21 protein-coding genes are annotated in these 23520 nt (G+C 64.3%); 13 read left to right on the top strand and 8 right to left on the bottom strand.

Features of this window, described 5'->3' with window-relative positions; genetic code table 11:
- The 4 genes from ACIGJC_RS16600 to ACIGJC_RS16615 all read left to right on the top strand — a co-directional run bounded on the left by ACIGJC_RS16600 (position 1) and on the right by ACIGJC_RS16615 (position 4015).
- Complete coding sequence (locus ACIGJC_RS16600; RefSeq protein ID WP_483713072.1) at positions 1-699, top strand: ABC transporter ATP-binding protein; 699 nt, start codon at positions 1-3, stop codon at positions 697-699.
- Positions 696-1787, top strand: coding sequence for an HlyD family secretion protein (locus tag ACIGJC_RS16605; protein ID WP_483713074.1), 1092 nt, complete (start codon positions 696-698; stop codon positions 1785-1787). Before ACIGJC_RS16600 ends, ACIGJC_RS16605 begins: the two co-directional genes overlap by 4 nt.
- Positions 1788-1801: 14 nt before the next feature.
- On the top strand, positions 1802-3244 hold the full coding sequence (locus ACIGJC_RS16610; RefSeq protein WP_483713075.1) for an efflux transporter outer membrane subunit: 1443 nt from the start codon (positions 1802-1804) through the stop codon (positions 3242-3244).
- 117 nt (positions 3245-3361) lie between these two features.
- On the top strand, positions 3362-4015 hold the full coding sequence (locus ACIGJC_RS16615; protein WP_483713076.1) for a BON domain-containing protein: 654 nt from the start codon (positions 3362-3364) through the stop codon (positions 4013-4015).
- Between the two features lie 33 nt (positions 4016-4048).
- Here ACIGJC_RS16615 and groL read toward each other — a convergent pair whose 3' ends face one another.
- Positions 4049-5683, bottom strand: a complete 1635-nt coding sequence (groL, locus tag ACIGJC_RS16620; RefSeq protein ID WP_483713078.1) for a chaperonin GroEL — start codon at positions 5681-5683, stop codon at positions 4049-4051.
- 329 nt (positions 5684-6012) lie between these two features.
- Between groL and ACIGJC_RS16625 the strand changes: the two genes are divergently transcribed.
- Positions 6013-6687: a dienelactone hydrolase family protein gene (locus ACIGJC_RS16625; protein WP_483713079.1), complete on the top strand. Its 675-nt coding sequence runs from the start codon at positions 6013-6015 to the stop codon at positions 6685-6687.
- 71 nt (positions 6688-6758) lie between these two features.
- Here ACIGJC_RS16625 and ACIGJC_RS16630 read toward each other — a convergent pair whose 3' ends face one another.
- From ACIGJC_RS16630 to ACIGJC_RS16640, 3 genes are all read right to left on the bottom strand, one after another.
- A complete protein-coding gene (locus ACIGJC_RS16630; protein WP_483713080.1) occupies positions 6759-6983 on the bottom strand; it encodes a hypothetical protein in 225 nt (74 codons plus the stop codon).
- A 198-nt stretch (positions 6984-7181) separates the two neighbouring features.
- Entirely contained in the window at positions 7182-7424 is a 243-nt protein-coding gene (locus tag ACIGJC_RS16635; RefSeq protein ID WP_483713081.1) for a hypothetical protein, read from the bottom strand.
- Between the two features lie 40 nt (positions 7425-7464).
- Positions 7465-8133 (bottom strand): SagB/ThcOx family dehydrogenase, encoded by a 669-nt coding sequence (locus ACIGJC_RS16640; RefSeq protein ID WP_483713082.1) that lies wholly within the window; start codon positions 8131-8133, stop codon positions 7465-7467.
- A gap of 325 nt (positions 8134-8458) precedes the next feature.
- Here ACIGJC_RS16640 and ACIGJC_RS16645 point away from each other — a divergent pair, with 325 nt between their 5' ends.
- Positions 8459-8947, top strand: a complete 489-nt coding sequence (locus tag ACIGJC_RS16645; protein ID WP_483713083.1) for a hypothetical protein — start codon at positions 8459-8461, stop codon at positions 8945-8947.
- Positions 8948-9000: 53 nt separating this feature from the next.
- Here the strand turns inward: ACIGJC_RS16645 and ACIGJC_RS16650 are convergent, their stop codons facing one another.
- Positions 9001-10515 carry a bifunctional aminoglycoside phosphotransferase/ATP-binding protein gene (locus ACIGJC_RS16650; protein ID WP_483713084.1) on the bottom strand — a complete coding sequence of 505 codons (1515 nt, stop codon included), beginning with the start codon at positions 10513-10515 and terminating at the stop codon, positions 9001-9003.
- A gap of 66 nt (positions 10516-10581) precedes the next feature.
- On the bottom strand, positions 10582-11046 hold the full coding sequence (locus ACIGJC_RS16655) for a lecithin retinol acyltransferase family protein (RefSeq protein ID WP_483713085.1): 465 nt from the start codon (positions 11044-11046) through the stop codon (positions 10582-10584).
- 444 nt (positions 11047-11490) lie between these two features.
- Here ACIGJC_RS16655 and ACIGJC_RS16660 point away from each other — a divergent pair, with 444 nt between their 5' ends.
- Positions 11491-11988: a carboxypeptidase regulatory-like domain-containing protein gene (locus tag ACIGJC_RS16660; protein WP_483713086.1), complete on the top strand. Its 498-nt coding sequence runs from the start codon at positions 11491-11493 to the stop codon at positions 11986-11988.
- A gap of 349 nt (positions 11989-12337) precedes the next feature.
- Here the strand turns inward: ACIGJC_RS16660 and ACIGJC_RS16665 are convergent, their stop codons facing one another.
- Positions 12338-12541 (bottom strand): YgaP family membrane protein, encoded by a 204-nt coding sequence (locus ACIGJC_RS16665; RefSeq protein ID WP_483713087.1) that lies wholly within the window; start codon positions 12539-12541, stop codon positions 12338-12340.
- Positions 12542-13137: 596 nt separating this feature from the next.
- Between ACIGJC_RS16665 and ACIGJC_RS16670 the strand changes: the two genes are divergently transcribed.
- The gene (locus tag ACIGJC_RS16670) at positions 13138-13635 is read left to right on the top strand and encodes an aspartate carbamoyltransferase (protein ID WP_483713088.1); all 498 of its coding nucleotides are present in this window, start codon (positions 13138-13140) and stop codon (positions 13633-13635) included.
- Positions 13636-13850: 215 nt separating this feature from the next.
- Here the strand turns inward: ACIGJC_RS16670 and ACIGJC_RS16675 are convergent, their stop codons facing one another.
- Positions 13851-14147 carry a hypothetical protein gene (locus ACIGJC_RS16675; protein ID WP_483713089.1) on the bottom strand — a complete coding sequence of 99 codons (297 nt, stop codon included), beginning with the start codon at positions 14145-14147 and terminating at the stop codon, positions 13851-13853.
- Between the two features lie 954 nt (positions 14148-15101).
- On the opposite strand from ACIGJC_RS16675, the gene ACIGJC_RS16680 reads away from it, so the two are divergent.
- From ACIGJC_RS16680 to ACIGJC_RS16700, 5 genes are all read left to right on the top strand, one after another.
- Positions 15102-16187 carry an efflux RND transporter periplasmic adaptor subunit gene (locus tag ACIGJC_RS16680; protein ID WP_483713091.1) on the top strand — a complete coding sequence of 362 codons (1086 nt, stop codon included), beginning with the start codon at positions 15102-15104 and terminating at the stop codon, positions 16185-16187.
- A complete protein-coding gene (locus ACIGJC_RS16685; RefSeq protein WP_483713093.1) occupies positions 16187-19300 on the top strand; it encodes an efflux RND transporter permease subunit in 3114 nt (1037 codons plus the stop codon). The genes ACIGJC_RS16680 and ACIGJC_RS16685 overlap by 1 nt, the downstream gene beginning before the upstream one ends.
- The gene (locus tag ACIGJC_RS16690; protein ID WP_483713095.1) at positions 19297-20559 is read left to right on the top strand and encodes a TolC family protein; all 1263 of its coding nucleotides are present in this window, start codon (positions 19297-19299) and stop codon (positions 20557-20559) included. Before ACIGJC_RS16685 ends, ACIGJC_RS16690 begins: the two co-directional genes overlap by 4 nt.
- A gap of 107 nt (positions 20560-20666) precedes the next feature.
- Complete coding sequence (locus tag ACIGJC_RS16695) at positions 20667-21191, top strand: cytochrome b (RefSeq protein ID WP_483713096.1); 525 nt, start codon at positions 20667-20669, stop codon at positions 21189-21191.
- A 9-nt stretch (positions 21192-21200) separates the two neighbouring features.
- Positions 21201-23492, top strand: coding sequence for a heavy metal translocating P-type ATPase (locus ACIGJC_RS16700; protein ID WP_483713097.1), 2292 nt, complete (start codon positions 21201-21203; stop codon positions 23490-23492).
- Positions 23493-23520: the final 28 nt, after the last annotated feature.

The raw sequence follows: 23520 nt of genomic DNA on the forward strand, positions 1-23520 counted from the left end.
ATGGCACACGTCGCCATCTCGGCGCAGCGCATCGAAAAATGGTTCGGCGAGGGAGAGGCCCGTACCCACGCGTTGCGGGCCGTAAGCTTCGACGCCTACTTCGGCGAGATGCTGTTCATTGTCGGTCCCTCCGGCAGCGGCAAGACGACGCTGCTCAGCGTCATCTCGGGCATCCTGCGGCCGGACGGCGGGCGCGTGCTGATGGACGGCGTCGATGTGTGGAATCTGGACGATGACGAACTGGCCGCCTTCCGCCTCGCCAAGGTCGGGTTCGTGTTCCAGGACTATCACCTCTTTCCACGCCTTACGACGCTGGAGAACGTCGCCATTCCGCTGGTCTTGCGCCGGTACCGCTGGGATGAGGCCCTGTCAGAGGCGCGCAAGTATCTGCGGATTGTCGGCCTGGAGAACCGGGCGCAGTTGCACCCCGTCAAGCTCAGCGGCGGCGAACAGCAACGTGTCGCGATCGCTCGCGCCATCGTCAGCCAGCCCGACATCCTGATTCTCGACGAACCCACCGCGTCGCTGGATGGCGAGACCGGTCGCACAATCATGAGCTTCATCCGCAAGGAAATCCTCAGCGAGCGTCGCTGCATTGTCATCGTCACGCACGATGCGCGCATTCTCGATATGGCCTCGCGCATCCTCGACATGGAGGATGGTCGGCTGAAGGCGATAGAAATAGGGGCCGCACAGTGAAGAAGAACCGCTGGCTTTTTCTGATATCGGCGTTGGGCGCACTGGTCGGCGTGTCCGCCGCGATCATTTATGCCCAGCAGAAGCCGCCACTTCCGCCGGTGTTTCAACCGGCCGCCAATCCCTATCGCAGTGGCATTTATGCAAACGGCATCGTGGAAAGCCAGCAGGACAGCGGTGCCAACGTCAACGTCTACCCCGAGGTAGCGGGAACGGTACTGCGTATCGTCGTGCATGAAGGCCAGGCCGTCAGGCGCGGCGATGAATTGCTGGCCATTGAGGACTCGGTGCAGCGCGCGCTGGCGGCGCAACAGAGTGCGCAGGCAGACGCCGCCGAGGCACAACTCGCGCAATTGCTGGCTCAGCCGCGAAAGGAGACGCTTGAAGTCGCCAAGGCGCAGGCTGATGCCGCGGCGGCAAGCCTCAAGACCGTGGAAGACCAGTACGACAAGCTGCGCAAGTCGCGGGACTTCGACACCAGGTCGGTCAGCCAGGACGCCATGGACAATGCCGCCAACGCCGTGCATGTCGCGCGCAGCGGCCTGGTGGTAGCCAGTCGGCAGCTCGCGCTGACGCGCGCCGGCGCCTGGACGTTCGACATACGCAACCAGGAGAAGCAGCGCGATGCGCTGCGAAAGGCGGCCGACGCGGCGGACGCCTTGCTGCGCAAGTATGTCGTGCGCGCGCCGATGGATGGCGTGGTGCTTTCGATCAATTCGGCCGTCGGTGCCTATGTATCGCCTCAAGGGACGTACAACACGTATACGCAGGGAAGCCAGCCCGTTGCTGTGCTGAGCAGCCAGCAGGACTGGCTCGGGGTTCGCGTCTATGTCGACGAGATCCTCGTGCACCGGCTGAAACCTGGCCGCGGCATGCAGGCCCGCATGTTCGTGCGCGGCACGGACACCAGCATCGCGCTGGAATTTGTCCGGGTGCAGCCATACCTGACGCCGAAGATCCAGCTCTCGGACCAGAGGGCGGAACGAGTCGACGTACGCGTACTGCCGGTGATTTTCCGCTTCAGGCCTCCTGCGCAGCCGCCCATCTACCCGGGGCAATTGGTCGATGTGTATCTGGGCGGGACACCGTGAACCGGCATTGGCCCATGCGGATTCCTCCGATGGCCGTGCTGGCCGTGGCGCTTTGCGGCTGCGCGGTGGGGCCCGACTTTGTACCGCCTGAGGAGCCTGCCATTTCACAGTATGTCCGCGGTGGGGACGCCAGCAGCACGCCTGCCGGTGACGGACGGGCCCAGCACTTTGTTGCCGGCGCGACGGTGCCAGCCGACTGGTGGCGCATGTTTGGCAGTGCGGAGCTGGACCGGGCCGTGAATGGCGCGTTGGCCGCGAATCCCAGCCTGCAGATCGCCGAAGCGAACCTGCGGCACGCCGACGCGGCGGTGCGTTCCGGCGCCGGCGTGTTCTATCCGCAGGTTGCGGCACAGGCGCAGGCGTCGCGACAGACGACGACGCCCGCCCGGTTGGAGAGCAGCGCCCCCTCCGGCATATTCAATGTCTTCACGCTCGGCGCCACCGTCAGCTATGCGCTGGACCCGTTTGGCGGCAACCGCCGGGCGGTGGAAGCCCTGGCGGCGCAAGCGCAAGTGCAGCGCTACGCCGTTGGTGCGGCCTGGCTTACGCTGACCGGCACACTGGTCAGTACCGCGATCGCGCGCGCCGGCTATGCCGCCCAGATCGCTGCCACGGATACGCTGGTGAAAATCGTACGCGAGCAAGTCGACGTCACGCGCGCGCAGGTCAGCGCCGGCATGGCGACCCACGCCAGCGAACTGAGTCTGCTGAGCCAGCTTGGGGCGCTGGAGGCAACACTTCCTCCGCTGGCGCAACGCGTCGATCAGGCGGATCACCTTGGCGCGACGCTGGCCGGGCGCTTCCCGTCCGAGGCGGAGCCACTGGTCCTTTCGCTCAATTCGCTGGTGTTGCCGTCCGACCTGCCGCGCATGCTGCCTTCAGATCTCGTCCGGCACAGGCCAGACGTGCTCGCCGCGCAGGCAGAACTGCACGTAGCCGCGGCTCAAGTTGGCGTGGCAACGGCCGCGATGCTCCCGAACATTGCCCTGAGTGCCAGTTACGGCCGCGAAGGCGTACAGCCCGGGAGCTTGCTGGGCGCCGGCGGCGGCGTCTGGGGCATGGCGGCGGCCGCCTTTGCGCCGGTGTTCCAGGGCGGCACGCTGTACTTCAGGCGCCAGGCTGCACAGGCGCAGTTCGAGTCGGCACAGGCCAACTACCGGCAAGTCGTGCTGGAGGCCTTTGCCCAGGTGGCCGATGCACTGCGTGCCCTGGAACATGACGCGCTCACGGCCGAGGCTCAGGACCGCGCGCGGCAGGCCGCCGGCGAATTGATGGCCGAGGTGCAGGCCAACTACCGGGCCGGCACGGCGGGATACCTGCAGCTTCTCGTTGCCAATGCCCAGTACCAGCAGGCGACGATCGGCTATATCCAGGCTCACACCCAGCGGCTGCAGGACACCGCGGCATTGTTTCTTGCCTTAGGGGGAGGCTGGGAAACCGTGTCGCCGAGCCGTTGACGCATATCAACAGATGACAGGAGTTACCGCATACGCTGAGTCAGGGGAAGGCCAACGCGAGCAACGCTACCTCAGATGCCGGGGGCGCTCGCTGATCATCGACGAGGCGAGGGACTCATGAAAGGCGATATCCAACTGAAGCAGGACGTGATCGAAGAGCTGAACTGGGATCCGGCGGTCAATGCAAGCGGTATCGGGGTGGAAGTGCAGGACAGCATCGTCACGCTTACCGGCCACTTGCGCAGCTTCTCCGAAAAGTACGCCGCCGAAGCCGCGGTCAAGCGGATTCCAGGCGTCAAGGCACTGGCCGTCGAACTAGACGTGCGCTTGCCGGACGAAGCGCGGCGCACCGACAGCGACATTGCGCGTGCTGCCGCCAATGTCCTGGGCTGGCAAGCGATGGTGCCGAGTGGCCGGGTCCGCATCATGGTCGAGCATGGCGTGATCACGCTGACCGGTGATGTCGACTGGAACTACCAGCGCGCCGTGGCCGAGCATGCGGTTGCGGGACTCTTCGGAGTGGTCGGAGTCAACAACGCAATCGCCGTGCGGCCGTTAGTCAACCAGGCGGAACTGGGCCAGCGCATCAAGGATGCCATCCAGCGCCAGGCCGAACTCGACGCCAGCCACGTGACCGTGGCGGTCTCCCAAGGCGACGTCAAGCTGGGCGGAAGCCTGCGTACCTGGGCCGAACGTGAAGCCGCGTACAACGCTGCGTGGGCCGCGCCTGGCGTCGTTTCCGTCGAGAACAACATCCAGGTCAATCTCTGACGCAAGAAACCTGTCCGCAGCGCGCCGCCTTCCTCAGAACTCTTCACCGAACATGCGGGCCCCCGCGGCAGCGTTCTCCGCGGAGCCGTGGGGGTTGCGCTCGATCGCGATCATGCAGTCGGTCGTGAGCAGCAATGACGCGATGGAGACGGCGTTCTGCAGCGCGGTACGCACGACCTTGACCGGGTCGATCACGCCGAGCTCGATCATGTCGCCAAAGCGCTCGCCGCCGGCATCGTAGCCGAGCGTGCCCGACGCCTCGCATACCCGGTGAACGACCGCATCGGCGTCCGCGCCGGCATTCGCGACGATCTGCCGCATTGGCGCCGCCAGCGCCGCGTGGACGATACGTGCGCCGGCAGCCTGTTCCGCGTTTGGCGCTTGCCAGTCCTGCAGCACGGTGCGGGCACGCAGCAACGCCACACCGCCGCCGGCGACAATGCCCTCGTCCACCGCGGCGCGCGTAGCATGCAGGGCGTCCTGGAACCGGCTCTTGCGCTCCTGCAATGCGCTCTCCGTTGCCGCGCCGACCTTGATGACGGCGACGCCGCCCGCCAGGCGGGCGATCCGGCGCTGCAGCCCTTCGCGATCGTAGTCCGAGCGGGCGTCGGGAACCCGGCTGCGCAGTACGGCGATGCGAGCCGCCACGCGAGAGGCATCGGCGCCGGAGCCCACCAGCGTCGTCGCGTCCCTGTTGATTTCCACGCGCCGTGCCTCGCCCAGTTGCTCCAGTCCGACATGCTCGAGGGATGTGCCAGTCTGCGGCGACACCACGGTCGCACCGGTAAGCGCGGCGAGATCCCCCAGTTGCTCGGTGCGCGATTCGCCAAAGCCCGGGGACTTTACCGCGCAACTCTTCAGTGCGCCGCGCAGGTTGTTGACGACCAGCGTTGCCAGCGCTTCGCCTTCCACATCATTGGCGATGACCAGCAACGACCGGCCCGCCCGTGTCACCGTTTCCAGGATCGGCAGCAACTGTGCGATCGACGAGATACTTGCGTCGCAAAGGAGCACCAGCGGAGACTCGAGCACGACAGCGCGGCTCTCCGTGGTCGCGAACAGTGGAGACAGGTAGCCACGGTCGACCAGTGCGCCTTCGGCAATAACCAGTTCGTCGTCGAGCTTGGAGCCGTCCTCGACGCTGATGGCGCCGTCCTTGCCCACGTGTTCCACGGCCTGGGCGACCAGCGTTCCGACAGAATGGTCGCCGCTGGCCGAGATGGTCGCAATTTGCCTCATTTCGTCAGTACCGCCGCACGGCTTTGCACTGGCCAGCAAATGTTCCGAGACCAGCTTGCCGGCCGCTTCGATGCCTCGTTTGAGTTGCATCGGGTCGTGTCCGGCCTCGACGTACTTCACCCCTTCCGCCACGATGGCGTGGGCAAGGGTCGTCGCAGTCGTGGTGCCGTCGCCGGCGATCTCGCCGGTTCGGACCGCTGCTTCACAGAGCAGTCGGGCGCCCATATCGGCGAACGGGTTGGGCAGCGAGATCGACTTGGCTACCACCACCCCGGAATTGGCGACCAGGGGCACCATGTCGCGGCGTTCCACGATGACATTGCGCCCGCCCGGTCCCAGCGTGACCTTGACGGCCCGGGCCAGCAACTCCACACCGTGGAGCATCTCGCGCCGCGCGCTCTGGTAGAAGATAAGTGTTTTGTCAGGCATGGCTTATCCCGCATCGTGATCCAGGCAGGCAACGGCTCTACCGTAGGTGCCATGGCGGCGCGCGCGTTGATGTAACGCAAGTGCGGCGATGCGCGACGACGTCACGAACGCCGCAGGAGGCCTCCGCTGTGTTCGCGGGGGCGCTTGTGCATTTCCTTTGATCCAGCTTAAGTCGCGGCCTGGCCGGGCGCCTAGCTTATTCCTATGCGGCCAGCGGCCGCTGCCAACGCGAAACAAGGTGCCGTACGCCGGCGTGCACCCGGGCGCGACGAACTGCATGTGAACTGGCACCGGAATTGACCGGAGCACCCGAATAAGAAGGGGCGCGAATGAAACTCGTCACTGCGCAGCAGGTAATGATCCACGCGGATGACGTGGTCCTTCCGGGGGAGCTGGCCTTGCCTGACGCACCCCGCGAGATTGTCCTGTTCGCTCACGGCACCGGCAGCTCGCGCCATAGCCCGCGCAACCGCCTGGTCGCGTCGAAGCTGCATGATGCAGACATCGGTACCTTGCTGTTCGACCTGCTGACGCCGGAAGAGGATATTGGCCTGACGCGGCGTTTCGATATTGCGCTGCTGAGCGACAGGCTCAGCGCCGCGACAGAATCGATTGAACGCTTGACCGGGCAACGTCATCTTCGACTTGGTTACTTCGGGGCGAGCACCGGCGCGGCCGCTGCCGTGCGTGCCGCCGCAACGACGCCGTCGCATAGGCGCATCGAAGCCGTGGTGTCCAGGGGCGGACGTGTCGACCTGGCAGGCCATGACGCACTCTGCCGCCTCGCGTCTCCGCTGCTGATGATCGTCGGGGAGGCCGATCCGGTCATCGTCAACCTCAATGCGCGCGCGACGGCGTGGATATCCTGCGAGAAGCGGCTGGAAGTGGTTCGCGGGGCGACCCACCTGTTTGAAGAGCCAGGTGCACTCGAACAGGTAGGGCGGCTTGCGGCCGAATGGTTTGTTCGTTATTTCGCCGCGGCAGAAAAGCGAAGGAGCACGTAGGGTCCTTGCGAAAGGCGGAAGCGCAAGTCGCAGCGAGGACCCTGCCAGGTATGCTCATTCGTGGCTGAGGCTCATTCGTGGCTGAGATCCATGCCGAAGCCGCCGGCCAGTTCGCAGTCGATGGCGCCGGCCGCATAGGCGAATAACCAGTTCTCCGCTTCCTGCGGCGTTGCTGGCGAATGACTCCAGTCCGGTGTGAAGCGCACCTCCGTGCGCACACCGATGTCCTGGCCGGGCCCACTGATCTGGACGCGGCCGTGTGAGCTTGACACCCCCGGTACCATGGCATCAGGCATGACAATAACAATCCGGAATCCCTTATACGATCGTTCATGTCCTGGCATATGGTGCTCCGATGAGGGGTAGGGCCCGACGCGGCCCGGGATACGGCGCCTGGATTCGCCTTGGATTCGCATATCGCAAACAACACAGAACAAGGGGCGCGCACCTCTCTGTACGCGCCCCCCGGCCGCGGGACATGACACCGAAGGCGTTCAGGGAAGATCGTACTCGCGCATCATTTCCGCGGTAATGGCCCTGACAGCCGCCTGGCATGCCGGCCTGACGCCAGAGAATTCTTCGATGCGCCAGTTGCACCCGCTGTTCGTGCCGGGGTCGACACGCAGCGGCAGCGGAATCTCCGAATTGCGGCAAGCGTCGCCAAGGTCGGCATTTTCCGTCAGGCGACGCAGGATTTCATTGCGGATTTGCTCCGCGCTTCCCTTGTTCTTGATCATTTCAGTCTCTCCTTGAAAGAAGGGTCGGTTATCCCGGGCGTCATGCCTGACTAGTAATGACATGCGAGGCAGCACGCCCGATGGTCTGAGACAGGATCGGCTCCTCATCCTCGTTCAGCGACATATGCTCGGCGAGCAGCCGCCGGTTCAGCCAGCCACGTACGACAGCGCCAAGACCTGCCGAAGCGCAGTACAGATAGGCGTTCTCCGCCATGGCCCCGGCTGCCGCCGCGGAGAACGTCTCGCGCAGTTTCGGCGGCATGTCCTGCATGCGGCCATGGTTGGCCACAAAAACCAGGTCAAGCGGCGCCATGCCGACAAAATCCTGGTAGCCCGTCATGCTGCGCAAGTCGGCAGCGCGCTTCAGTTCCAGGCAATGGTGCACCGGGTCATAGCGATAGAGACCTGCGGGCAGTGCGACGTAGACGTCAATCACGGTTTCACCATAGGGCGATGGCGCGGTACGGCCACCACCGAGCGAGCGGTTGACGCCCGCGGCCGCCCACAGCAGTTCGCTGAGTTGCTTCAGCGGCACAGGTTGCTGGTCGAATTCACGCGTGCTCTTGCGCAGCCAGAGGGTTCCCATCAGAGGCATGCCCGATGTCCGGTCCGGCTCGGGCAGCGTGATGACGCGCTCGCTGACGCCCACGGCCGGGCGTGGCAACAGGCCTTTGACGGGCTCGTACGGTAGTCGCTTCAGGTCGTTCATGGAAGACTCGCATCGGTGAGTGTGGAATGGGCCGTGCGGATCTGGACGGCGCCGCCTGCCTCAAAATCTAGACGGCACGGCAGTCCGCGGCTTGCGCTCGGTCAAGACCGGGGCGGATGAAGCAGCGGTGGTTCAGGCCGTGTGGCGAAGCCGCGTCTATCCCGCCCTACGGGGCTGGCGCAACGCGCTGGAGTAACAACGTCCACCTCGACGCCCCGGGACCTTGTCGTGGGCTTGATTGAGGCAGGTCAATTTGCCAGGGACGCAGTGGCCTATGTTGATCAGAGGGCGACAAGTCCGTTTCGGGTCAGCAGGAGGAACCACCATGGCAAGCCGTCATTGCATTTCATTATTCATCGCGCTCGCCGTTGGCGCCGCCGGGACACCCGGCGTGTTCGCAGCGCCGGCAACCGACCGCGCCACGTACAAAGGCAGTCACGCGCCGGAGCGTCCGGACGAACCGGCGGCCGCATCCCAAGCCTCCGCGCAGCTCGACGCGCAGATCGCGCATCTGCGCGCCATCCGCGAACGGCTGTCGCGCGCCAGTTCCGATGAGGAGCGGCGCATGCTGCTGGCCGAACGGGACACCGTGATGCGCGATGCCATGGCGACGATGCACGGGTCCGCTCGAGCGCGTACCGCGGGCCTGGCCGGAAAGCCCGGGGCCGGTCCAGGCATGTGCTACGACGCGACGCAGCAGCACGTCGCGCTCATGCAGGAAATGATGCTGGCGATGCCGGATGGCCACGGCGCGGGTATGCCGAACGGGGCCGGTCCGGGCCCCGGAATGCACCGCGGAATGATGGCACAGTAGATCGACCCGCACGGCGCATGACGGCCGCAGGCAAGCGGGAAGGCTGCGGCGCGTCATGCCGGCAGGAAAGGCGGGATGAACCGGCTTGCCGGAACGGCACAGGCAAGCTGGGCCTCGGTCAGGGGCTCCTGTACGCGCAGTTGCCACGCCAGCGTGGCGCAGTCGGCCTCGGATGCATCCTGGCCTGACTGGGCCCGTGCCAGGATACGCGTTCGCAGCGTATCCACGGGCGCTTCGCACTGGACAATGAAGAACGGCACGCCGAGACGGCGCGCCAGCGCCATGAAGCGGTCCCGCTGCCGGCAAGACAGGAACGTGGCGTCGGCAATCATCGCGAATCCCGCACTGCAGCCAATGCGGCAAATGGCCCGCAGGCGTTCATAGGTGCGATCCGTTTCCCTCGTGTCATATCGACCATCCGTCGCCCGCGCGCCATGGCGCAGCCGCTGGCGCTCGACGTCCGAGCGCACGCGCACCATCGCCACCGTTTCCGAGATTCCCGCCGCGACGGTCGACTTGCCGCTGCCCGACAAGCCATGCATCACCACTAGCGTGGCAGCGCGGCGGACCAGGACCCGCCATGACAGGGCCAATAGTTTGCGGCATTCCACGCGCGTGGCCGACATCGATGCGTCCAACTTGTTGCTTTGCTGATGGTCCCGTTCAAGCATGACGCGCGCCCGGACCAGCGCGCGCATGGCGACATAGAGCGGCAAGAGCTTCAGCCCCGCGTAGTCGCCGGAATGTTGCAGGTAGGCGTTGAGCAGGCGGTATGCGAGATCCTGCCGCCCCTGATGCAGCAAGTCCATGAAAGGAAAGGCCATGTCACTGATGGTGTCGATCCAGCGCAGGCCCGGATCGAACTCCAGGCAATCGAATGGCGTTGGCTCGCCGTCCAGCCATACGATGTTGCCCAGGTGCAGGTCGCCATGGCATTCGCGCACATGGCCGCTCTGCAGGCGCGACTGTATCGCCTCGCCAAGGGCGGCCGCGCGAGCGCGAACCAGTCTGGAAACCTCCGTCGATAGCCCGGAACGGTCGTCGAGATGCTCGATACCGCCGAGGCATTCGTCGAGGGTCGCACGGACGCGGGCCGGCGTCCCATATCCCTGCTCCAGGCGAGCGCAAGGCTGATCACGATGGAACCGGGCCAGCCGTACCGCGAGGGCATCGATATGCGAGACCTGCAACCGGTTCGCCGTCAGCATCTCGCTGAACAGGTCCTGCTGCGCAAAGCGCCGCATCTTGACGGCGTACTCGAGGGGGACGCCCGCGCCCTCCACCTTGACGGATCCGGCCGTGTCCCCGGCAACGATGGGGACCACATCGAGATAGAATCCGGGCGCCACGCGCCGGTTCAGCCGAAGCTCGGTCTGGCAATCATCACTGCGCGCTTGTGCCGTCGAGAAATCCAGGAAGTCGAATCGCACCGGCTTTCGGACCTTGTAGGCGAAGTCACCGGCAAGAAACACGCGCGAAATGTGGGTCTCGATGACCCGCACACCATCGACCGAATGAGGGTAGGCGTCCGGCTTCGCCAATGCCGCCGTCAATGCCGCGTCTTCCACGGGATTCCTCGCTGCCGTTGCCCGACGATGCTGTCAGTGTAGCGGCTGGCGGTCTGCTGGCGCCAGCTATGCTGCCGCGCGGACGGGCGTTCCGAAGAGGATGCCGATGAGCGCCTGGACCGCACGCCATGGCCTGGTCATTAGTGCCTCCACTTGTTGGCTGCGGCCCTGACCAGACACACACCATGTGCAAAAGTGTTCGCAGTTGTTGGTAAGGAGGTGGTAGTCGTTTTCACCGAGCCGTGACGTCGCTCGCCGGACAATCTCCACGCCGATATATTGCGCCGCCGTGTTCGTTTCGACGCTGAGGCCATAGCCGTTGGCGAAGTCCGACAAGCTGGTCTTTTCGACCGGGCCGCAGCGCAGGAGTCCCTTGAATCCGACATAGTGTATGACCTCGCCGTTGCCGGCATAGATGCCGTGATGAATGTAGCCTTGGCGCCGCGTCACGAGATGCGCGCCAGGCACAAGCGTTCCCACCAGTGCCGCCGGAGCGGCTGCGGATTCGATGTATTGCGCGTCGTTGTTCATCGCACGCCCCTTTTTGTGTTCCTGGTTCTCCCGGCAGGCCACTGGCGTGGGTTTCACTGTGGCGGGACATCCGAGGCAGCGGCTTGCCTGTGTGGATGCCTTGAGTATGGTTGGCGCGGCGCTTACCCGATATCAGCCTCGGACGAGAGTGCTGTACGGCTGAAGCGGTTCTTCTTGTACGGCTCGGACAACGCCGCTTGTCGGACGATAGTGACCGCTTGTCAGCGATATCTGACAGTGGTGCGCCGGAACTGCGACATTGCGGCTTCGCGCGCACCGTGTCCGGCCTCTACGCGCCAGCGTTCAATGACAGGACACCGGTGGCGTTGATCCACGACAAGAGGCGAGAACCCAGGCGGACTAGGCTGCAATGCATGGCACAGGCGGTCGACTATCCGCGCCACTGCGCCGGCTTGTGCGATGACGTAAAGCGAGGAGTGTCCGATGCGGGCTTTCATGGCAATCTGCTTCCTGATCCTGTCCACCGCGGCGCTGGCTGCTGCCAATGATGCAGCGGTCCCTTCGCAGGCAGGCACACTGAAGCTCAGGCAATTGAACGGTATTTCCTACATCTCGGGCGGCGTCGGCCTTGATGAAGCTGCCACCATCCGGGGCATGGCCCGGCAGTTCAATGTCCGCATGCACTTTGTCGACAGCAATGACAACAGTGCCTTGTCAGATGTCACGGTCACGCTGTTCAATGCGCGGCGCGAGATCGTGCTGCTCGTGCTGAGCGAGGGACCCTACTTGTATCTGAACTTGCCGCAAGGCGCCTATCGGGCGGTAATCCGGTACGGCGGCTCTATCTTCAGCCGGAGCATTGCGGTGACAGCGAACAGTGCGGCCGTCGATCTTCTGTTGCGCTTCCCGGCCATGCCGGCCGGCAGCGACGCCCTGATAGCCCGGCCGGTCCAAGTACAACCTCCGGCGATATCGCGGTGAGCTACTGACTCGGAATCAAGACAGGCGCCGGGCTGCCCAATGAACGCTAAACGAATCGAACGCTAAACGCCTTGGGGCAGATTGGATACCCTCCGGTCAATTTTTCGACCGTCGACAGAACAGGCCATCGCCAACCGTGTGCACCATGCGCCTTCCTTGCATGCGGTGTCGACGTATGCGGCAACGCCCCGCCTCGCGCGGGCAGTGCATTTGCGCCGACACATCTTTGACAACGGTCTTGAATTCGGGGCATGCCACGCTCGAAAGCTCCTTTGTGCAGGAATTGAGCTGCGCGCGTGACACCATTCGACGTGCGCAGCCCTGAGGTTGCTAGGCCGGTTGAATTGAGCTACTTCGCGTTAGACTTCGATGTCGCGCATGTCTTCACACCGAAAATGCTGTAGGCAGGGCAGATACGGACGATACCTGTCAGAAGTGGGAGAATGCCAATCCAGCCCCAGGCACCAATGCGTCCGGTCGCGGCCAGGCCAATCAAGACCAGTCCAATCACAACCCGGAGGACTCGGTCAACGGTTCCAACATTTGTCTGCATGGCGGCTCCTTGGTAATAAAGAAGTTGTGCGAACGGACCGTGGGTGCGGTTGGATTCAACACTACCCTTGGTGTCCTCTTGTACTATGGCTTCTATCTGAAGGTTTGGTCCTGATGCGGCGCAATCCCTTGCGAAATGATCGCGACGGTTTTGGGACTAGCGTGCGTCCTTCGGCCTGTCACCCTTTGGCCAGTCTTTGGCCTTGGCGGCATAATCGGGCCTCGGCTGTTTTGTAAAGTAGGCCGCGACATCAACGGCGTCCTGCGCTGACAGCGTTCCACCTTGACCAAGTGGCATGTTGTGCGTTCACGAACGCAGCTGCTTGTATCCAAGGATGGGATGCATGCAACCGGCCATTCAGTCGGTTCTTCGAGCCGGCCACCTGCTAGGCGGTCTATCAGGCGGGGTGCTTCGAATGCGTCATCATCGACTCAGTGCTGGACTATGGCCCCAAGTCAGGTCGGACGTCGACGGAAAATGCATTCGTACGTGAGCACGGTGTGCGCGTTGAATGGATTCTCGAAACGCATGCGCATGCCGAGCACCTTTCCGTGGATCGGGACAACGCTCGCATTGCTCAAAGCAGGAGGATTTTGATGAAGTACCTCAAGCATGTTTCGGCTATGACCGCTCTAACCGTTTTTGCCGTTGCGGGCGCCGTATATGGCGCAGATAACCAGCGTCAGGCGGAAGTGGAAAGGCGTGGCGCTGACGTTATGCCGTTCAACCTGGAGGGGACGACCCACAGCTTCACCAAAACGGAAGGCGGAGGTATCCAACGCGTCATCGTCAACAATCCCGCCGATACGCAGCAGGTCATGCTGGTACGCGAGCATCTGCGTACCATCCGGCGGCAGTTCGCGAATGGCGATTTTTCCGGCCCTACGCATATCCATGGGGCCAGCATGCCGGGCCTGGCTATTCTCAAGGCCGCGAAACCCGGGCAGGTCGACATTCAGTATAAGGATGTCCCTGCGGGTGCGGAACTAAGCTATCACTCTGCGGACAAGAAAGTCGTGTCCGCACTGCACGACTGGTTCGACGCTCAGCTGTCGGACCATGGAGCTCATGCGATGGGAGGACATGACCAATAGCGCCCCACCGCGACACCACGGCCGATGAGGTGTCAATCTAAACTGCAATCCCTCCGGACAGAAAACATCTGGGCGAAGGCTTATCCTGAACACAATCGTCAGCGCATTAGCGCACTGATCTCGATCATCTCGACGTTCAGTTGCTTTTCTATCGCATTAGCCGTGATGGCGTCCCGGCCCGACGTTCCGGGCGATGAATCCGGTTCTTCGTGTCGTTATGGCTGCTTGATCTTTTTATTTTCGAGTGCCAAGAAGGGGTCGCAATCTTGCCCGTTCTTGTAATCCACGATGAATGGCTCGACCGCAGCATCTAACTCGTTAGTCACCAGGCCATACGCGAAGCCCGCAAAAGCATCTGGATCCAATTTCTCCTGGCACTTCTCGTAAAGGGCGTAGCGTTGCGCAGCAGTCAGATGCGGCACCTTGTCTGCACTGTGCTCAGACGAATCGAGCGAAACCGCTGTGACAAAGACAGAGACGGCAAAGGCCAACGAGATTATGGTCGCCAACATCTATTGCCCCCTGTTCCTTCGCGCCCAGCTACCTGCTGATTCGAGCCACCCGACGCTTGCTCGCCGGCGCGCGTCTACATAAGGTCTTCTAATAACCACCCTATAAGTTAAAACCCGCCACGGGCTGCTCGTTTACAACTCTAGGCCGCGGTCCAACCTTCAATTTGATCTGGCGCAGAGCCAGAGATCTACGCGTGTCGTACTGCTCCCTATCCGGCAGCGGCGGCAACCATGACAGTAAAATTTGAGCGGGCGGAGCGATCCGTTGGAGCCGGGTGCAGATAGCCTCGCGCGTTGTATTTGCGAGATCGCCAGATGCTTCCCGGCATGAAGGAGGTTGCCCTTTCTGGGGTACCGTCGGAAAAGCAAACGGGCGCGGCCTTACATGTTGAATTACAATGAGCACATGTCACGTGCAATCCCGAGTGCCTTACTCCGGGGCGCGGTGTTGGTACTGTTCGTACTGACGCAACTGCTTACCCCTCTCCTGCACGGCCATTTCGGAACTCCGAAACAGACTGGCCTGCACATGCACGCTGGACTAACTGCCGAAACTGATTCCTATTTCCGTGGGGCGCCGTCTTTCGGGGGCACAACCGCAGCAGACGCGCTTGAGAATCATGCTCATGCCGATTTGTCCATGGCGAGCGCGGATTCGTTCGAAGTGGATGTCGAATCCGGGATCGTGCTGGCCGGGCTGGTCCAGCCAGGGGTACTTCCCGCTTTGTCGATCCTGACGTTCCTATTGCTGGCGGCACTTGCAAGCGCTTCCACGCGACGGTCGCCTTTCCATCCCGCTCCCGCTCCCCGCTGGCGTTGCTGCTTCAGTCAGCCCCCCCCGGCCCAGGCACCTCCTCGGTTCTCCTGATTCCCGTTATCCGGCGTATTGCCGGAGTTCGTGCTCGCGCTTCGGTCGATGGAGGGTGGGCTCTATCCTGTATGTTGGAGTCAGGTATGTCGTTCAGACACCTCTACAGGGTCCGTGCGTGGATCGCACTGGCCTGCTTATCGTTCTCGCACGTCGCTGCCGCGCAGGTGTCGGCACAGGTGCAATTATCCGCCGAGCACGCGCGTGCCCTTGGGGTGCGCACCAGTGCGCTCTCCGCAGTCGAAACCCTGGACGTGGGCACGCATGCCAGGGTCGTATTCAAGCCTGATGGTCAGTACGTCGTGGCGGCGCCCTACCCGGGCATCGTGCCGCGAGTGCTGGTAGCGATTGGGCAGACTGTCCGGCCGGGCCAGCCGCTGGCCAGCTTCCTGAGTCCGCAACTCTTCGACGCAAGGCGCGCCCTGGCGGAAGCGAATTCGCAGGCCCGCCTGGCGCAGCAGGCGCTGGTGCGCGACCAGTCGCTGTATGAGGACGGCATCATCGCTGCGAGCCGCTGGCAGGCAACGCAGGCCCGGGCGATCGAGGCTGCCGCCATGGCCAGGGCGCGCCGTGCGGAAATGGCGGCAGCTGGCGTTGTCTTCGCCGGGGCCGGCGAGGAGGCCAAACTCGTGGCGAGCCATCAAGGCATCGTGTCCGAGGTCAACGCGGTTCCGGGCGCGCGCGTGGAAGGCGCTTCTCCGCTGTTCCGAATCATCGATCCCGATGCGCTGGAACTGGATCTGCTGCTTGGCCGGGATATACCGATGCCGTCCCCCGGTGAGCGGGTGGAGGTCGCGCAGCGCAACGCGGTCGGCACGGTGGTCGGCGTCGCGCCGGCCGGCGATGGCACGGCCGGGATGCGTGTGCGCGCTTCACTGGACCGCCGTGGCGACCTGCGCGCGGGCGAGAGCGTCAACGTCACGCTGAAGCTGCGAAGCCGGGAAGCGAAGGGCACCCCGGGACGCGTGCGCGTGCCGGCGGCCGCAGTAGTGTACTGGCAGGGTGCGCCGGGGGTGTTCGTCGCCACCGACAAGGGCTTCCGGTTCCAGCCCGTTACGCTGGAGGGCGCGGACGAAGCCAATGCCGTGGTCCGCGCAAACCTGCCGGCAGGGGCGCGCGTGGCAGTCGCGGGGATCGGCGCGCTGAAGGGCCTGTTGGCGGGAGACCAGTGATGCTTGCCCGGCTGATAGAGTTTTCCCTCCGCCAGCGCGTGCTGGTCCTGATTGCGGCCTGCGCGCTGGCCGCCGCGGGTGCGTGGGCGTATCTGAACCTGCCGATCGACGCCTTTCCCGATATCTCACCGACTCAGGTCAAGGTCGTGCTGAAGGTGCCTGGCATGACGCCGGAGGAGGTCGAGCAGCGGGTTTCGACGCCGGTCGAACAGGAAATGCTTGGTATCCCGCACAAGACGATCGTGCGCTCGGTGTCCAAATATGGCATCAGCGACGTGACGATGGATTTCGAGGACGGCGTGGACGTCTACTGGGCGCGCCAACAGGTCTCGGAGCGGCTCGCCGGCCTCGCACGGGATCTGCCTGCGACCACCGAGGGCGGCCTGGCGCCGATTACCACCCCGCTGGGTGAAATGTTCATGTTCACCATCGAGGGCGACGGCTACTCACTGGCGGAACGGCGCCGCGTACTCGATTGGGTTATCCGCCCGGCCCTGCGTACCGTGCCTGGCGTAGCAGATGTCAACGCGCTCGGTGGCGAGGTGCGAAGCTACGAGGTCATTCCCGATCCGTCCCGCCTGCGTGCGCGTGGCGTGACACTTGAGCAGTTGCGTCAGGCTTTGGACAAGAACAACCGCAACGATGGCGCTGGCCGCCTCGACCGGGGCGACGAGCACTGGGTGGTACGCGTCGAAGGTGGCATACGAGGGCTCGATGACTTGCGCGCCATCGTCTTGGAGGCGGCACAGGGCCTTTCCAGTACGCCAGCCGTAACAGTAGGCGATGTGGCCACCGTGCGCCTTGGCGAGGCCACACGCAACGGCGCGGTCAGCAAGGACGGGCAGGGCGAGGCGGTGGAGGGGCTCGTGCTTGGCCTGCGCGGTACCGATGCGCGGAAACTCGTGCATGCGGTGCAGGCGCGGCTGGACGAGCTGGCGCCTGGCCTGCCGAAGGGCATGTCGACGAGGATCTTCTACAACCGCGGGGAACTGGTGACACGCGCGGCGAACACCGTGGTCCGCGCGCTGGCCGAGGCCGGCGTGCTGGTGGTCGTTACCCTGTACCTGTTTCTCGGTGGCGTGCGCGCGGCGCTGGTCGTGGCGACAACGTTGCCACTGTCGATGCTCGCCACCTTCCTGTTGATGCGCTACGCGGGACTCACCGCGAACCTGATGAGCCTTGGTGGCCTGGCCATCGCGCTTGGCATGCTGGTGGATGCCGCCGTGGTGGTCGTGGAGAACATCGAGACAGCCCTCGCGCGCGCCGAAGCGCACAAGACCGATGAGGCGCTGCGCGGCGCGGCGATTCGGCACGCGGTGGCGGCCGTTGCCCCGCCGATGCTGGCCGGCGTGTCCATCATCGCCATCGTCTTCCTGCCGCTGTTGTCGCTGGAGGGGCTCGAGGGCAAGCTGTTCGCGCCGGTGGCACTCACCATCGTGCTGGCGCTGGCGTCCTCGGTGGTGATTGCATTCACGGTCGTCCCGGCGCTGGCATCCTGGCTGTTGCTTTCTCACGCCGACGAGCCTCCCTGGCTCATGCGCAAGGTGTCGGCCGGCTTTGCCAGGATGCAGGACTGGAGCACGACGCACCGCCGCACCGTCTTCGGGGCCGCGGGCATGGCGCTGGCCGGTGCCGCCGTACTGTACCTGTCGGTGGGAAAGACATTCATGCCGACCATGGACGAGGGGGATCTGATCGTGCAGCTTCAGAAGGCGCCGTCCGTGTCGCTTGCGGCGTCGCTCGACCTGGACCAGCGCGTGCAGCAGGCCTTGTTGAAGGATGTCCCGGAAATCCAATCGATCGTGGCGCGATCCGGCTCCGACGACCTGGGCCTGGATCCGATGGGCCTGAACGAGACCGACACCTTCCTGGTGCTTAAGCCCAAGGATCAGTGGCGCGGCAGCAAGGACGATATTGCCGAGGCGATTCGGCGCGTGATGGAACGCTTTCCCGGTGTGATCTACGGATTCACGCAACCCATTGAGATGCGTGTCTCGGAAATGCTGACCGGCACGCGCGGCGACGTTGCCATCAAGCTCTTTGGTAGTGACCTCGCGGCCATCGACTCGGCAGCGCAGGTCATCGCGACGACCGTGCGCGGCATCAAAGGGGCGACTGACGTGATTGCACCCAACAACAAGGGCGTGCAATACCTGAAAGTGTCCCTCGACCGTGCCGCCGCCGGCCAGGCTGGCTTTACCGGAGACGGCCTGCAGGCGCAATTGCGTGCACTGGTGGAGGGCGACCGCGTCGGCGTGGTGCCGGAAGGGATCATCCGCACGCCGCTGATCCTGCGTGGCGGAGCAGCATTGCGCCAGGCGCCCGAGGCATTCGCCAGCCTGCTGGTCACGGCGCCGGACGGCCGGACCTGGCCACTGACGTCATTGGCGAGCCTCGAGCGCGTGGACGGTCCGGTGCGGATCAATCATGAAAACGGTGCAAGGTTTGCGGTGATCCAGGCAAACGTGGAAGGCCGCGACCTGGCCGGCTTCGTTCAGGAGGCACAGTTGGCAGTCGCCAATCTCAAGACGTTACCCAAAGGCCTGCGTATCGTCTGGGGGGGGCAATTCGAGAACCAGCGTCGAGCCGCAGCACGCCTGGCTCTGGTCGTGCCGATGGCGTTGGCGGCGATCTTCTTCCTGCTGATGCTGACATTCCGGTCCGTGCGTCAGGCCGTGCTGGTGCTCGCCAACATCCCGTTTGCATTGGTGGGCGGCATCGCGGCATTGCGGCTGTCGGGGGAATACCTGTCGGTTCCCGCCTCGGTCGGCTTCATCGCGCTGCTCGGTATTGCGGTGCTGAACGGGGTCGTGCTGGTGTCGCACTTCAACACGCTGCTGGAGTCCGGACTCGATATTGCACAGACGGTTCGGACGGGTGTCCGGGACCGCTTGCGCCCCGTTCTGATGACCGCCTGCATCACGGCGCTGGGAATGATACCGCTGTTGCTGGCAAGCGGGCCCGGATCCGAGATTCAGCGGCCACTGGCTATCGTTGTCTCGGGTGGCCTCGTCTCGTCGACGGCGCTGACGCTGCTCCTTTTGCCACTGTTGTTCGAGCGTTTCGGCGTGCCGGGACAGCAGCCGGCCATTCGAAAGGGAGCCCTGCAATGAGGCGCAACCTGTATATCACCCTCGCGGCAGCGGTCGGCGTGATTGCGGCCTGGAGCGCTGCTGCGCAAGCCGGCTCGCACGGTTATCTGCCCGACGAAGCGGCCGTGAGTGAAGCAATTGCCCGTTCGCCCGATGTGATGGCCGCCGAGGCACGGCGGGATGCCACGCGCGCGCGCGCAGTCGGGATCCGTGCGGGCACGGCTGAAACCGTGGTGCGGGCGGTCGGCCAGGGCCGCAGCGTCCGTGAGCCATCCCAGCGCTTCCCTGAAGGGCAGATCGCGGTGGAACGGCCATTGCGGCTTTGGGGCAAGGCCGACGCCGATGCGCGTCTGGCCGACGCGACCGCCGAAGCCGGCGACCTTGCCGTGATGGACGCCCGGCACGAGTCGTCGCGCCAGATCCTGACTCAGTGGTTCGCCGTGATGCGTGCGGGACAGGCTCGCCTGGCCGCGCAAGATAACGCCCGGGCGGCCGGTGAGCTGGTCGCCATGACGGCCCGCCGCATCCAGGTGGGCGACGCCGCGCGGCTCGACGGGGAACTGGCGGCGTCGGATCACGCGCGCACGCGGGCCGTGCTCGCGACTGCTGCGGCGGCCGAGCAGGCTGCACTGGCCGAATTGCATGGGCGGTTTCCCGGGCTGGGGGAGCCCGGCTCTCTGTCGAATACAGCGCTGCCCCCGGTGCCCCCGGTGCCCCTTGAGCCGCCCGAGGCGCTGCGTATGGACTACGTCCGGGGCAGCCATGAGTACCGGCTGGCGATGGCGCAGGAAGCGCAGGCGCTGCGGCATGCGGCCCGGGCGGATCTGGAGCGCAAACCGGATCCGACGGTCGGCATGTTCGTAACGATCGAGCGGGGCGGAGCAGAGCGCATACTTGGCGTCAGCGTGGCCATGCCGCTGGGCGGGGAGCATCGCCAGGCGGCCGCCACGGCAGCGGCTGCGGACGCCGAGGCCGCCGCGCGCAGCCGCATGGCGGCCGAGCGCAGGCTCGGCACGGAATTCGACGTGCAGTATCGGAATCTGCTTGGCAGGCGCTCATCGGCGCAGGCTCAGGCCGAGGCAGCGAGCCTGCAACGTACCGCGTCGGATCGGGCGACGCGTGCTTATCGCGCAGGCGAGTCTGGCTTGGCCGAACTGCTCGCGGTACGCCGCAGCCTTGCCGAGGCGTTACTTGCCGAACGGCTTGCGCGGGTCGATGCACTGGAAGCCGACAGCCGACTCCGTCTTGACCTTCACCGGATGTGGGATCTTGACGACTGAGCCAGATTACGAATGTATGACTCTACAACCCGGAACCAGACCATGCGATACCAGGAAACGCTGACGCTCCAGAACATGACACATGTTGATCGGGCGGAGTTGCCACGATGAACGCAGAACCCAGGTACAACCTCGCGATGAGAACCCTCCACTGGCTGGTGTTCCTCGCCGCATTGATCGCCGTGGTGGCAATTGAGGTTCATGACTTCTTCCCGAAGGGCAGTCTTGCGCGGACCACCTTGTTCTCGATTCACCAATCGGCCGGCCTCTGCGTCTTCGCATTGATGTTGCTGCGGCTGCTGGCCCGCATCGCGACGCCTGTCCCGGAGCCGGTTCCGGGATCGAAGCTGCTACGGCGCATCGCGGGGCTGACGCACGGCATGCTCTATTTGCTAATGTTCGCCATGCCGGTCTTGGGCGTGTTGGCCCTGGCTTGGGGGGGAGAGCCCATTGACGCGTTTGGCATGAGGTTGCCGCTATTCCTCGGCAAGCAGGACGGATTCGCTCACCTGGCCAGGGACATCCACGAATCCGGCGCAACGCTCGTGTACATCTTTGTCGGGCTGCATGCGGCTGCTGCCCTGTGGCATGAGTTCGTCACCAGGGATGGCGTTCTGCGTCGCATGTTGTAGGAGACTGGAATGCGTCTGCCCGATGCCCGGCTCAACAGCGTTCTCCTTGCGGTCTCTGCCGTGACACTGGCAGGAGGCCTCGTTGCGCGCCAGGTGCAAGACGAGACGCTGGCCCAATGGCTTTGGATGGCCGGAACATTGCCTAATGCGATTGCATTGGCGGTATCCAGTGCAAGCGCCGCGATCCGACGGCAATCCGGCATCGATGCGCTGGCGCTGCTATCGATGGTAGTGGCGCTGTTCTTCGGTGAATTTCTCGTGGCTGCTGTGGTATCGCTGATGTTGGCTAGCGGACGTGCACTTGAGGGCTACGCTCAATCCCGCGCCCGGCGGGAAATGACTGCTCTGCTGAGTCATGCTCCCAGGCGTGCCAACCGGCTGCAGGCTGGCCAATGGCAGCAGGTCGATCTTGCCGACGTCCGTCCTGGCGATCGGCTGATGGTCCGGCACGCCGAGGTGGTGCCCGTTGACGGCGCTCTGATGATGCCAGCGGAACTGGATGAGTCGGCGCTGACTGGCGAGTCAGCCATCCGGCAGCGTGTCGCAGGCGAGTCGATCCAGAGCGGCGCGCTGAATGCGGGCTCCGCACTGGAAATGGTGGCGGGCGCCACAGAGGCGGAAAGCACGTTTGCCGGCATCGTGCGCATGGTCGCCGCTGCGCAGGCGGAGCGAAGCCCCTCGGCGCGACTTGCCGACAAATATGCCTTGCAGTTCATGGGATTCACCCTGCTGCTTGCCGGTGCAAGCTGGCTCTGGAGCGGTGAGCCGATGCGCATTCTTGCGATCCTCGTAGTTGCGACACCATGTCCGCTCATCCTCGCCGTGCCCGTGGCAATTGTTTCGGGAATGTCGCGCTGCGCAAAGCGCGGCGTGCTCGTCAAGGGCGGTGGCGCGCTCGAAGGGCTCGCCAAGGCCGATACGCTGTTCTTCGACAAGACCGGCACGCTCACGGGAGGCGTTGCGAGACTACTTGGCATCGAATGCACGCATGGGTATTTGCCGGAGGCGGTGCTTGCGCTTGCCGCTTCCCTAGCCCAGGCATCGAATCATGTCATTTCCGATGCCGTGGCGATGACTGCACGCGAGCGCGGCATGGACCTGCTTGCGCCTTCGGAGGTCCGGGAAAGCGCTGGTGCAGGCGTGCAGGGGGTGGTCGGCGGGCAAGTCGTCAGGCTCGGCTCGCTTACGTATGCCGTGGAGAACGGTGACGTGACAGAGTGGGCGCAGGACGTCCTGCGGCGTGTCCGGATCGGAGGGATATCGACCGTGTTCGTTAGCATCGACGGTCAACTTGCAGGCGTGATTGAACTCGCCGACAGCATTCGCCTGGAAACTCCACGCACCCTTCGCCTGCTTCGCGAGGAGGGCGTCACGCGCCAGGCGATGCTCACGGGAGATCGTGCGGATATCGCGGAGGCGGTCGGTACGATGCTCGGTGTCGCCGAAATCCATTCGGAGCAGTCTCCCAGCGACAAGCTGGCAACGATACATTCCGCGCGCCGGAAAGGCACAGTGATCATGGTGGGGGATGGCGTCAATGACGCGCCTGCGCTGGCTGCGGCGGATATCGGCGTTGCAATGGGGGCACGCGGCGCGGCTGCCTCCTCGGAGGCGGCGGATGTGGTCCTGCTTGTAGACCGGCTCGATCGCCTCGTCGATGCCGTGCGCATAGCGCGCCGCACCCGCCGCATCGCGATGCTCAGCGTGGAGATAGGGATGATGCTGTCGGTCGCAGCAATGTTCGCGGCCGCATTGGGCTTCCTGCCTCCGCTGGCGGGCGCGATCCTGCAGGAAGGAATCGACGTCCTCGCAATTGCCAATGCGTTGCGGGCTTTGCGGGCGGATCCCCGGGCGCGGGAGGGCCACCTGGATGAAGGGGACGTGGCCCGCCTCAAAGCCGAGCATGCTGCGCTGGAGCCCATCATGAGCCGGATACGCGCCGTGGCGGACATGCTGCCCAAGATGCAAGGGCATGCGGCACAGGCTGAACTGGAGGCGTTGAACCGCTCGCTAACCGAGGTCCTGGTGCCGCACGAGCGCAGCGAGGATATGCATCTTTATCCGGACGTGGCCCGCTTGCTCGGCGGGGACGATCCCATGGCGGCCATGAGCGGGATGCATCGCGAAATCTTCCGCATCGCGACCGTCCTGGACAGAACCATTGCCCAGCTGCCGTCAGAGGGCCCGGATTGGCGCACGACGCAGGAATTGCAGCGTTTGCTGTATGGCCTGGACGCCATCCTGCGATTGCATTGTGCGCAGGAAGATGAACTGTTTCATGTACTGGGAAAGGGGGGGTGACGAAGCGAAGGTCATTATTCAGGTCGAT

This window comes from Cupriavidus sp. C3SS-1 (genome assembly GCF_057073755.1).

Bases quoted from the DNA above. Each gene is read 5' to 3' on its own strand.
- ACIGJC_RS16600 (WP_483713072.1), top strand. From the start codon at position 1: ATGGCACACGTCGCCATCTCGGCGCAGCGCATCGAAAAATGGTTCGGC.
- ACIGJC_RS16610 (WP_483713075.1), top strand. From the start codon at position 1,802: ATGCGGATTCCTCCGATGGCCGTGCTGGCCGTGGCGCTTTGCGGCTGC.
- ACIGJC_RS16615 (WP_483713076.1), top strand. From the start codon at position 3,362: ATGAAAGGCGATATCCAACTGAAGCAGGACGTGATCGAAGAGCTGAAC.
- groL (WP_483713078.1), bottom strand. From the start codon at position 5,683: ATGCCTGACAAAACACTTATCTTCTACCAGAGCGCGCGGCGCGAGATG.
- ACIGJC_RS16625 (WP_483713079.1), top strand. From the start codon at position 6,013: ATGAAACTCGTCACTGCGCAGCAGGTAATGATCCACGCGGATGACGTG.
- ACIGJC_RS16630 (WP_483713080.1), bottom strand. From the start codon at position 6,983: ATGCCTGATGCCATGGTACCGGGGGTGTCAAGCTCACACGGCCGCGTC.
- ACIGJC_RS16635 (WP_483713081.1), bottom strand. From the start codon at position 7,424: ATGATCAAGAACAAGGGAAGCGCGGAGCAAATCCGCAATGAAATCCTG.
- ACIGJC_RS16640 (WP_483713082.1), bottom strand. From the start codon at position 8,133: ATGAACGACCTGAAGCGACTACCGTACGAGCCCGTCAAAGGCCTGTTG.
- ACIGJC_RS16645 (WP_483713083.1), top strand. From the start codon at position 8,459: ATGGCAAGCCGTCATTGCATTTCATTATTCATCGCGCTCGCCGTTGGC.
- ACIGJC_RS16655 (WP_483713085.1), bottom strand. From the start codon at position 11,046: ATGAACAACGACGCGCAATACATCGAATCCGCAGCCGCTCCGGCGGCA.
- ACIGJC_RS16660 (WP_483713086.1), top strand. From the start codon at position 11,491: ATGCGGGCTTTCATGGCAATCTGCTTCCTGATCCTGTCCACCGCGGCG.
- ACIGJC_RS16665 (WP_483713087.1), bottom strand. From the start codon at position 12,541: ATGCAGACAAATGTTGGAACCGTTGACCGAGTCCTCCGGGTTGTGATT.
- ACIGJC_RS16670 (WP_483713088.1), top strand. From the start codon at position 13,138: ATGAAGTACCTCAAGCATGTTTCGGCTATGACCGCTCTAACCGTTTTT.
- ACIGJC_RS16675 (WP_483713089.1), bottom strand. From the start codon at position 14,147: ATGTTGGCGACCATAATCTCGTTGGCCTTTGCCGTCTCTGTCTTTGTC.
- ACIGJC_RS16680 (WP_483713091.1), top strand. From the start codon at position 15,102: ATGTCGTTCAGACACCTCTACAGGGTCCGTGCGTGGATCGCACTGGCC.
- ACIGJC_RS16685 (WP_483713093.1), top strand. From the start codon at position 16,187: ATGCTTGCCCGGCTGATAGAGTTTTCCCTCCGCCAGCGCGTGCTGGTC.
- ACIGJC_RS16690 (WP_483713095.1), top strand. From the start codon at position 19,297: ATGAGGCGCAACCTGTATATCACCCTCGCGGCAGCGGTCGGCGTGATT.
- ACIGJC_RS16695 (WP_483713096.1), top strand. From the start codon at position 20,667: ATGAACGCAGAACCCAGGTACAACCTCGCGATGAGAACCCTCCACTGG.
- ACIGJC_RS16700 (WP_483713097.1), top strand. From the start codon at position 21,201: ATGCGTCTGCCCGATGCCCGGCTCAACAGCGTTCTCCTTGCGGTCTCT.